At 65.9% G+C, this 10,079-nt stretch carries 9 protein-coding genes and 1 pseudogene; 4 read left to right on the plus strand and 6 right to left on the minus strand.

Annotated elements, in window-relative coordinates; all coding sequences use genetic code 11:
- Nucleotides 1-82: 82 nt before the first annotated feature.
- From B1964_RS12560 to B1964_RS12570, 3 genes are all read right to left on the minus strand, one after another.
- Nucleotides 83-1,696 carry an ABC transporter substrate-binding protein gene (locus B1964_RS12560; protein ID WP_079929991.1) on the minus strand — a complete coding sequence of 538 codons (1,614 nt, stop codon included), beginning with the start codon at nucleotides 1,694-1,696 and terminating at the stop codon, nucleotides 83-85.
- Between the two features lie 74 nt (nucleotides 1,697-1,770).
- Complete coding sequence (locus B1964_RS12565; RefSeq protein WP_079929992.1) at nucleotides 1,771-2,688, minus strand: ABC transporter permease; 918 nt, start codon at nucleotides 2,686-2,688, stop codon at nucleotides 1,771-1,773.
- Nucleotides 2,688-3,800 (minus strand): ABC transporter permease, encoded by a 1,113-nt coding sequence (locus B1964_RS12570; protein WP_079929998.1) that lies wholly within the window; start codon nucleotides 3,798-3,800, stop codon nucleotides 2,688-2,690. The genes B1964_RS12565 and B1964_RS12570 overlap by 1 nt, the downstream gene beginning before the upstream one ends.
- Before the next feature lie 339 nt (nucleotides 3,801-4,139).
- Here B1964_RS12570 and B1964_RS12575 point away from each other — a divergent pair, with 339 nt between their 5' ends.
- The 3 genes from B1964_RS12575 to B1964_RS12585 all read left to right on the plus strand — a co-directional run bounded on the left by B1964_RS12575 (nucleotide 4,140) and on the right by B1964_RS12585 (nucleotide 6,033).
- Nucleotides 4,140-4,829 (plus strand): GntR family transcriptional regulator, encoded by a 690-nt coding sequence (locus tag B1964_RS12575; protein ID WP_079929999.1) that lies wholly within the window; start codon nucleotides 4,140-4,142, stop codon nucleotides 4,827-4,829.
- Nucleotides 4,830-5,023: 194 nt separating this feature from the next.
- Entirely contained in the window at nucleotides 5,024-5,536 is a 513-nt protein-coding gene (locus B1964_RS12580; protein ID WP_079929993.1) for an NAD(P)H-dependent oxidoreductase, read from the plus strand.
- 2 nt (nucleotides 5,537-5,538) lie between these two features.
- Nucleotides 5,539-6,033, plus strand: a complete 495-nt coding sequence (locus B1964_RS12585; protein ID WP_172398828.1) for a flavin reductase family protein — start codon at nucleotides 5,539-5,541, stop codon at nucleotides 6,031-6,033.
- 189 nt (nucleotides 6,034-6,222) lie between these two features.
- Here B1964_RS12585 and B1964_RS12590 read toward each other — a convergent pair whose 3' ends face one another.
- A complete protein-coding gene (locus B1964_RS12590; protein WP_079929995.1) occupies nucleotides 6,223-6,615 on the minus strand; it encodes a VOC family protein in 393 nt (130 codons plus the stop codon).
- A 43-nt stretch (nucleotides 6,616-6,658) separates the two neighbouring features.
- On the opposite strand from B1964_RS12590, the gene B1964_RS12595 reads away from it, so the two are divergent.
- Complete coding sequence (locus B1964_RS12595; protein ID WP_253193980.1) at nucleotides 6,659-7,048, plus strand: helix-turn-helix domain-containing protein; 390 nt, start codon at nucleotides 6,659-6,661, stop codon at nucleotides 7,046-7,048.
- Nucleotides 7,049-7,450: 402 nt separating this feature from the next.
- Here B1964_RS12595 and B1964_RS12600 read toward each other — a convergent pair whose 3' ends face one another.
- Nucleotides 7,451-9,301 carry an APC family permease gene (locus tag B1964_RS12600; protein ID WP_079929997.1) on the minus strand — a complete coding sequence of 617 codons (1,851 nt, stop codon included), beginning with the start codon at nucleotides 9,299-9,301 and terminating at the stop codon, nucleotides 7,451-7,453.
- 90 nt (nucleotides 9,302-9,391) lie between these two features.
- A pseudogene (locus B1964_RS12605) lies at nucleotides 9,392-10,079 on the minus strand (hypothetical protein); the annotation flags it as partial.

The raw sequence follows: 10,079 nt of genomic DNA on the forward strand, positions 1-10,079 counted from the left end.
TCGGGTCGGGCTTCGGCCATATACGTTGCGCCGGAGTCGGTGTGCGGCGCGTCGGCGGCGAGTCGGGGTGCGTGATCGAGTGTCATTGTTCGAGCTCCGAGTAGTCGATGACGTTGTCGGTGCGGAACACATAGCCCTTGAGGTTGTTGGCGAATGCGTTCAGCGGCTGGACATATCCGACGTAGACCGTCGGCATCTGATCGGCGAGGATGCGGGTGGCGGTGTTCCATTGGGTCCACGCCGCCGTCGAGAGCGGATCCCCGGCGGCGTTGCCGGCGGCGATGGCGTCGTTGAGCGGTGCGTAGTCGAGGTCGGGCCAGTTGATCGGCGATCCGGGGGTGTAGAACAGCGACAGCACATACGGCGGCGACTGGACAACGGCGTAGTCACGACCCATGGACGCCTGGAAGGTCTTGTTGGCCAAGCCCTCCTGGAACACCGCGGAGTTGACCTCGTTGATGGTGACCTCGAATCCGGCACTGGCGGCTGCGGTCTGGATCTGGACCGCGGTCTCCTTCAGGTCGGGCACGGCGTTGTTGACGGTCAGTGCGAACTTGACCGGTGTGCTGATTCCCGCGTCCCGCAACAGTTGCAGGGACCGTTGCGGGTCGGTGCTGTTGGGCTGCAATCCGGATGCGTTGTAGCCGGGCAGTGTGCCGTTGAGGATCGACGTCAGCGGGCCCAGGCGACCGTGATAGACGTTCTTCATGATCGACTCGTACGGCACCGCCGAGGCGAACGCCCGCCGCACCGCCGGATTGTCGAACGGCGCCTTGGTGGTGAGCAGCGGGATGTAGACGTAGGCGTTGGTGGGCACGGTGAACACCTGCGCGGCGTTGGCCTGCTGGAGCGCGACCTGATCGGCCGGCCGCAGCTGCGTCGCGATGGAGGCGCCGCCGCTCTTGACGAGGTTGCTGCGCTGGCCCGGGTCGGCGACGACGCGTTGCACGATGCGCTTGACCTTGGGTGCGCCGAGCGCGAATCCCGGATTGGCTTCATAGACCATCTGCTGGCCCGGGGTGTAGTCGGTGAGCTTGTAGGCACCGAACCCGAAGCCGGCGTTGGTCTTCGACCATTCGACGCCGTACGGGTCGGTGGCGGTGGCGTGGGACTTGAGGACCTTGGCGTCGTAGATGGTGTACGGCGTGTTCGCGAGGAGCGAGAGCAGCGTGAAACCGAAACCGGGGTCGGCGATCGAGATCTCGACGGTGGCGTCGTCGATCTTGCGGACCTGGGTGTCGGGGTCGGTGAGGACGGGTTTGCTGATGAACGGGATGATGCTGGTGTCGACCTTGAACTTGCGCTGCAAGGAGAAGATGACGTCGTCGGCGTCGAGGGCATTGCCCGCCACGCTCTTTGCCGCGGTGTTGAGATGGAAGGTGTAGACCTTCTTGTCGGCGCTGACGTCGTAACTCTTGGCCAGCTCCGGCTCGAATTCGAACAGCTGCTGATGGGCGGCCATCCCGTTGTCGCCGGCGACGTAAGGGTTGCGGATCAGCGTGGCACCGGTGTTCATGAAGAACTCCGCCGACTCATACCCGGTGGCACTGGTCTCGTAGCTGAAGCTCTGCGGCTGCGCGGCCGTCACCAGGACCAGGCCGCTCTCCTCCGAGGACCCGCCGCCGCACGCGGTGAGCACCATCGCCGAGGCGAGCATGGCGGTCAGGCCGAGTACGACCTTCTTGGGAATCTTCATCTCAGAACTACTTCGCTTTCTCTCAACAGGGATATGACGCAACGTGATTCGTGGACTCTTGTCGGTGTGGGAGATCAGCGGCGGCGAAGGGCGCCTGCCGCGGTGGTGAACGTCGAGGCGGCCCATACGGCGTAGGCGAGGGCCAGCGCCGGGAACAGGGCGGGCCACCAGCGGCCGACGGCGGCGTCGGGTGCGCCGGAGGAGAGCATGTTGCCCCATTCCGCCTCGGGGAGTGGGATCCCGACGCCGAGGAAGCCGAGCCCGGCGCAGAAGATGATCGCCATGCCGAAGATCGCCGAACTGTTCTCCAGCATCGGCCCCCACGAGTTGGGGATCACGTGTCGGAGCACCACGCGCAGTTCGGTTTCGCCGCTCATGCGGGCGGCGGTGACGTAACCGTCGGTGCGGGTGCGCATCACCTCGGTGCGCATGAGCCGCGCCTGGAACGGCATCACCACGATGCTCAGTGCGATCGTGATGACCACGGCGTTGCGGCCGAAGAACGACACGATCACCAGTCCCGCGATCATCACCGGCAGCGCCTGGATGAGATCGATGAGACGTCCCACCGTCGAGGCGAGGAATCCGCGGACGCCCGCCGAGGTCGCGTACATCCCCGAGAAGGTGCCGATGAGCACCGCCACGGCGGTCGCGAGGACGGTGACCGCGATGGCGATCAGGACATCGAGGCGGAAGGCGGTCAGGGTGCGGGAGAACACGTCGAAACCGTTGGAGTCGGTGCCGAACAGGTGCGCTCCCGACGGACCGACCGAGGGTGGGCCGACGACCATCGTCGCCGATTGCGGTGCGAGCAGCGGCCCGATCACGGCCAGCAGCACCAGGACGCCGAAGGGCAGAAATCCCCAGTAGCGACGCAGGATTCCCCTGGCGGCCGCGGTGGGACGTCGGCTTTCGCCGGCGACCGGGATGGCGATATCGGTGGTGGCGTGGGTGCCGGTCGCGGGTGTGACAGTGGGGTCGGCGGCGGTCATCAGATCTCCTGCTTTCGGGCGGAACGGCGGCGCGGGTCGAGGAGGCCGGTGGCGATGTCGGTGAGGAAGTAGGCGGCCAGACACAACCCCGCGGTGACGACGAGGAACGAGCGAAGGGCGTAGACGTCGGAGGCCTTCACCGCGTCGACGGCGTACTGGCCGAGCCCACCGAGGCCGAACAGCGATTCGAGCACCACCGCCCCGCCGAGCAGGAGCCCGAAGACCATGCCCAGCATGGCGACTGCGGTTGGCAGGGCGCGACGGTAGATGCCGAGTAGTACCGTCCGGCGTGGGGCGCCGGAGGCGATGCGGAAACGTGTTGCCGGGCTATCGATCTCCTTGTCCAGAGACAGGATCAGGGTCTTCACGAGGATCGCCGAGTGCGCCACGACCATCACGACGACCGGTAGGAAAAGATGCGCCACATAGGAACTCGCAGCCGGCATGTCGCCGGCGATGAGGGCGTCGAGGATCGGGAAGCCGGTGACCTGCGGCGGTGGCATCAACAACGGGTCGAGCCGTCCCGACGGCGCGGGCACCCAGTGCAACGTCGCGAAGAAGATGAACAGGAACGCGATGCCGATGACGTATTCGGGAACCGCTCCGGCTGCCCGGGCGTAGCTCCGCACGGCACCGGCGATGAGGTTCTTGGGCCGTGTGACAACGAAATACGAGAGTGCAAGGCTCACCAGCGCCCCGAAGAACAAGCCTGATCCGACGAGTTCGATGGTCGCCGGTACGCGGGTGGCCATGTCGTCGGCCACCGGACGGCCGGTGGCGATCGAACTCCCCAGATCGAAGGTGGCAAGTCCGTGCAGGTACGTCCCGAATTGCGAGATCCAGGAATCGTTGAGGCCGTAGCTGTCTCGAGCTGCCTCCAGTGCCGCCCCGGACAGCTGACCACCCGAGGCGGACACCAGCGGATCGCCCGGGATCATCTTGACGAGAAAGAACGCCACGACGACGAAGATGAGGAAGTTGACGATCGCCGTGCCCGCCGCACGTGCGATCCACAGGTTGGCGCGCAGGCGTGCGATGACTGCTCCGGAGACGTGGCGCGACGGCGCATTCTCCTGCGTCTCAGTGATGACTATGGTGGTTTCGGCGGTCACCGGCACCCTCCCGATTGATGTTGCCAAGGACGATGCGACGATCTTCGGGGCGCTTTGTTTCGGTTCCTGCGCGCTTTCGTGACTCGGCTATTGCGCCGCTGACACATCGGCGTCGGCGCACATCGGTGCAGTTCAGAGTGTTTCTGTGGGAAACCTGAGCGGAATTCCGCCGACTGTGACCCCGACTACTTGACAACGCAAGGACTCGGGTTCGGCCGTAAACTCCCTGCAAGGGGCCAGCACAACCGGACCGGAGTCCAGAGCTTTCGAGGGACTGTCATGACACGATCGACCGAATACCATCCACGCGCCCGCGGCGGGTCCGCCCGAGGTCGACAGGTGTCGTCCCGACGCGTACGCGACCTCATCCTCGCCTCTATCCGCGAAGGCACCCTCGACCTCGACACCCAACTCGTCGAGGAGGACCTCATCCGGATGTTCAACTCCAGTCGAGCAGCCGTGCGTGACGCCCTCAATGAGCTGAGCGATGCGGGATTCCTGGTGCGCAGGCCGCGGCTCGGGACGCGGGTTCATCGTCGTGACCTGGGCCTGGAGCTCACCGCGATCTCCGGAATCGGTGGGGAGTCGGTGGAGATCGTGATCCGCGAACAACGACTGGTCCCCAACCTCCCCCTGGTCTGCACCCGACTGAACATCCACGACGACCACGTTCGGCTGGTGGAGAACACATTTCACGCATTCGGTGAAACCATCGGTTTGCGCAGCGCCTATTTCTCGGCATCCTACGATGCCGACCCCACCGAACTCGCCGGCATACCGCTGACCATGGAACGCACCGCGGCCGAGTTCTTCGGCACCGACCCCGGCGACGCCTGGGTGTCGATCGGCGCCGAGCGCTGCGATGAGCGGACCGGACAGATACTCGGCGTCGCGGCCGGCAGCACCCTGCTGATGCGCGAGATCACCTACACCACCAGTGACGGCGCGCCGTTCCAGATCGTGTTCGATCGATTCCGCGCGGACTTCGTTCGGTTCGAAACCCGCCACGATCATCGGGGTGTGGCGTGATCGCCCGCGGCGCAATCGGGTCGGCGCCGACGTCGTTGACGCGGTGACCAGCGCCGTCATCGGTGTCGGCGGAGGTGTCCTCGGCGCGAAGTCGCGCAATGGGGGCGTAACGATCAGGTGACCGACGGTTAATCGTCGCCTCGCACTCTTCGTCTCGGAGTAGTTGTCCGTCACGAAGATTGGAGAGGTGTCACGTGATCGTCACCGTAGTCGCGGGGAATCCGAAACCGGCCTCGCGCACCCTGCACGCGGCCACCCGACTGGCCACCGAGCTCACCGGGCAGCAGCCGGACCACGTCATCGACGTGGTGGACCTGGGGCCGGGGCTGCTCGGGTGGGGAGATCCCGCTGTCGCCGAGGCGGTGAGCACCGTCGCCTCCAGCGGTCTGGTGGTGATCGCGTCCCCGACATTCAAAGCCACCTACACCGGGCTGTTGAAGCTGTTCCTCGATCAGTTTTCCACCGCCGACGGCCTGCGCGGGGTCACCGCCATCCCGCTGATGCTCGGCGCCGGTCCGGCGCACTTCATGGCACCGGAACTGCTGCTCAAACCCGTTCTCGTGGAACTGGGTGCCATCACCCCCGCGGCCGGGCTCTACGTGATGGACAAGTCCTACGACCAGCCCGACGCGTTTGCCACCTGGATCGAACGCTGGGGCCAGGTCGTGCTGCGCGGCGGCACCACCCTCGCCACGGAAGGACGATGACCATGATCCCCACCACCGACCTCGACGCCACCGAACTGCGAAAAGCGTTCTCGGCCTTCCCCACCGGTGTGGTCGCACTGGCCGGAACCGTCGACGGCGAACCCACCGTGCTCGTGGCATCCTCGTTCGCCGTCGGCGTCTCCCAGGACCCGCCGCTGGTCATGTTCGCCGTGCAGCACTCCTCGACCACCTGGCCCGTTCTGCGCGAGGCGCCGGCGCTGGGAGTGTCGGTGCTCGGCGAGCAGCAGGCCGACGCGATCCGGCAGTTGTCATCGAAGGACAAGGCGGCTCGCCTCGCCGGCGTGAGCACTCGCGTGTTGCCCACCGGCGCAATCCTTCTCGATGCAACACCGGTGCACTTCGAGTGCACCATCGAGAACATTCATCGCGCTGGGGACCACGACATCGTCGTGCTGCGGATCGTCAGCGTCGGCAGTGACCACAGCATCCGTCCGATCATCTGGCACATGTCGTCGTGCACGAGGATCGTTGCCTGAGTGCGCAACGACACTGGTTAGCTCAGCGGGTCTCGAGGCCCTCGCCCTAGCGGGCTCGGGCACCTCGACCATCGGGGGGAGAGATCGGCACCGCGATCGGGGACCATCATCCGATGGTCGAGGTGCGAGCCGCGTGCGGCGAGCCTCGAGACCGCCTGTGCCGATGCTGGTTTCGTTGGAGCGGTTACTCTACCGACAGACGCGCTCGTTGAGCCTGACCTTGTGCAGGATTTCCGCGTCCCACTGCACGTACTCGATCACGGCTCCGTCGGGGTGACGAACATAAGCGAACGTGCCCGTCGCGCTCCGCGACGGTCCGCCTACCACTTGCGAGCCCAAGCCTCGCAGGCGATCCATCGTCTCGGTCAGGTCATCAACAACCAGCGGACCGACCGTATCGCGGAAGCGATCCGTCACCTCAGGCGGACCGCCGATCAGCAGGAGATCTCCCACGGCGGCGAGCGACGCTCCCTCGAACTCAAAGCGAAGGTCGGCGGTCTGCCCGACGAGCGTCTCGTACAACGAAAGCGCCGAGTCCAGATCGTGAACGAAGCATCGTGCATAGGTTTTCAGAATCGACATACTCTGAGGTTAGGAACATGGCCACCCACCGGGAAGTACGCACTTGAAAGTAACCACACTTACAGACGTCGAAAGTAACCCCGACGTGCTCGCCGCCCAGACGATTGCCCGCGAGGTGTTCGCCGCCGTCTCCACCAAATGGGGCCTGCGAACCCTCGAATACCTCGACGGTCCGCCCAAACGCTTCGCCGATGTATGCCGATCGGTCGGTCCGGTCAGCCACAAGGTGATGACTCAGACTCTGCGCACGCTTGAGCACTCCGGCCTGGTCACGCGGCGGGATCATGGGTGTGCCAGTCCGCACGTCGACTACTCGCTCACCACCGCCGGCGCCGAGCTGCTCGTCCTTCTGCACACCATGTGCGCCTGGTCAAGGGCACATCTCGATGAATTGATCGAGGGCGGCGCGGCTCACGCATCACGTGACGTCTGACGTTGATGCCGAACGAAGCACGCTGGATTCGCCGGAGTTGACGTGGTTCCGATTCCCATCGTCTCACCGGGTCTCGAGGCCCTCGCCCTGGCGGGCTCGGGCACCTCGACCATCGGGGGAACCGCCATCATCCGACGGTCGAGGTGCGAGCCGCGTGCGGCGAGCCTCGAGACCGCCTGTGCCGATGCTGGTTTCGTCCATCCCGCGGTGGATACGATACCTCTCGTCTCACCGGGTCTCGAGGCCCTCGCCCTAGCGGGCTCGGGCACCTCGACCATCGAGGGAAAGAGCCGGCCCACGGCAAGGGGCAACGGCGGCCCCGTGATCGGGGGGCCATCATCCGATGGTCGAGGTGCGAGCCGCGTGCGGCGAGCCTCGAGACCGCCTGTGCCGAAGCTGGTTTCAGGCCACCGGCCGCGCGCACACCCGCGTGACGAGCGCTGCGGTGTCGCGCCGCAATACCTCTTCGAGATCATCGGCGCGTCCGGCGGAGAGCAGACGTGAGCGGGCGGTGGCGTCGGGGTCGGGGATCACGACGAGCACGTCGTCGGTGGCGGTGAGGCCATCGACGTAGTCGGTGATGGCGTCGACGATCGAGTCCTCGTCGACGGCGTACAGGGTTTCCAGCGGCACCATCGGATGCCGCTCGCGCCAGCACGTCGCCAAACCTTCATCGGGAGACACCGCGACCTCGACGTGCACCACCCGGACCTCCCGCCCGAAGGATCGCGCGCGTCGTAGAGCGTCGTCGACCGCGGTGCACTGCTGCGATACCGGCACCACGGCGATCCCCTGTCCGGCAAAGGAGCGGTGGGTGAGCGTCTTTCGTACGAGATCGGCGTGATGGTCGGCGGCGGCCGCGGCGACCCGACGCTTACGGTATGCACGCGAGACCGCCGACATCGACGCAACCAGCACGACGAGCACCACGATGACCCACAGCGACCCCTCGTCGGCCTTCATCACGGTCACCACCACGGTGGCCAGGCCGGTCGCTGTGGCGCCGATCGCGTTGAGCGCCAGACGCCATCGCCACCCGCGAGTGCGCGCTGTCCACCAGTGCCGCACCAAACCCAGTTGGGCGAGCGTGAATCCGATGAACACGCAGATCGCGAACAACGGCACGAGCAGATTGACGTTGCCCTCGGTCACCGCGATCAGGATGCCGGCGGCAACAGCGAGTACGAGCACGCCCTCGCGGTAGACACCATGGGTGGCGCGGGTGAGCCGATGCGGCAGGTAGTCGTCGGCCGCGACCACCTTCATCAGCTGCGGCAGTCCACCGAAACTGGTGTTGGCGGCCAACGCGAGCAGGATGACCGTCGCCGCCTGAATGACGTAATACAGTGCACCACGCCCGAAGACGCCCTCGGTGATCTGCGAGAGCACGGTCACCCCGCCGCGCGGTTCGATATGCAGGGCCTCCACCAACGCGGCCACCCCGAGCATCATGGCACCCAGCAGCACACCGAGTGCCACCTCGGCATGCTGGGCACGTCGAACCCGGTTCTGCCGGAACTGCGGGGTGGCGTTGGCGATGGCCTCGACACCGGTCAATGCGGCGCATCCGTTGGCGAATGCCTTGAGCACCAACGGGAGTCCCACGGTGGTGAGGGTGCCGGTGGTGTGCTCGACCGAGGAGTGGGTGGGGTGCCCGCCGGTGATCAGTCCGACGACGATGAGCGAGAGGATCGACACGATGAAGATCACCGTCGGCGCCATGAACACCATTGCGCTGCTGACGATGCCGCGGAGATTGACCGCGGTGATGAGCACCAGAACGCCCAGACCGATCCACACCGTGTACGGCCGTGCCGCGGGGATCGCCGACGTCAGGGCAGCGGTCCCGGCCGCCACCGACACCGCGACGTTGAGCACGTAGTCGATGACCAGTGATGCCGCCGCCACCAGCGCCGGACGCCGGCCGAGATAGCGCTTAGACGACGCGTACGCCCCTCCCCCGTCGGGGAAGACCGCGATCAGCTGCCGATACGACGCGATCAGGATGGCCAACAGCGCAACGATGGCCGCACTGACCGGCAGCGTCAGCCCTAGCGCGTGGCTACCCGCGGCGGCCAAGACAACGACGATCGCCTCCGGGCCGTAGGCCACCGACGCCATCGCATCCAGCGACAGTGCAGCGAGTCCGGTGGTCGCGGTCAGACGCCGTTTCTCGGCGGGGTCGGACGGTTCCGGGGTCTGCGGTGTCGGTCCGGAATCCGTCGGGACGGTACGGGTCGCGATGTTCAGCACTGTGCCGTTCTACGTCCGCCAAGCGGGCGATACCGCGTTCCATACGATCTTTTGACGCTGCGCCGGTGATCGTTCACGGCAGCATGACGCTCAGCCCACCCGATACCGCGTGAAGCCGTCCCTGGCGAGTGTGAATCCGTAGCCGTGCGGGTTCTCGCAGGCGAGACCGGCCGACCGCGAGTAGCAGACGATCGTCAGGTCGGGGCGGGGCTGCCAGGTGACGGCGGTGCCGTAGGGCAACGTCGCTCCGACCTGGCGATAGGCGCCCTGCAATAACGACGCGCACACTGGTTTGTCGAAGTCCGCCCAGCCGAACATCGTCGCATTCGTCTCGTCCTGTCGGTCGTACACACCGCAGGTGTCATCGAGGGGCACCGGCACGCTGAACTTGGTCTCACACAACAGACTTGTCGACGTGCCGAAGCAGATGACGTTTCCCGACGGAAGGGCGAAGCCGAATGTCGAACCCGGTCCGCCGTCGGCGAACTGGGATGCGGGCAGCATTCGGTAGCTGCCTCGATCGAACACCGGACCGGCTGCGGTGGTTGTCGTGGTGGCTGGTGTCTGTGGGCTCAATTCCAGCCAGAGCCTGCCGTCGGCAATGGCATCGAGATCCGGAGTGGCCGTGACAGTTCCGCCCGAGACGGTGAACGTGGCGTTCTTCCACGCCGGTTGCTCGACACCGCTGGATCGGGTGTCGACCGACGCAACGATTGGATCGGGTGTCGACCGACGCAACGATGCGATCGGGGGTGGCCGACGAGATCCGGATCTCGCG

This window comes from Gordonia sp. i37 (genome assembly GCF_002043085.1).
In the GTDB taxonomy this organism is placed as follows: Bacteria; Actinomycetota; Actinomycetes; order Mycobacteriales; family Mycobacteriaceae; genus Gordonia; species Gordonia polyisoprenivorans.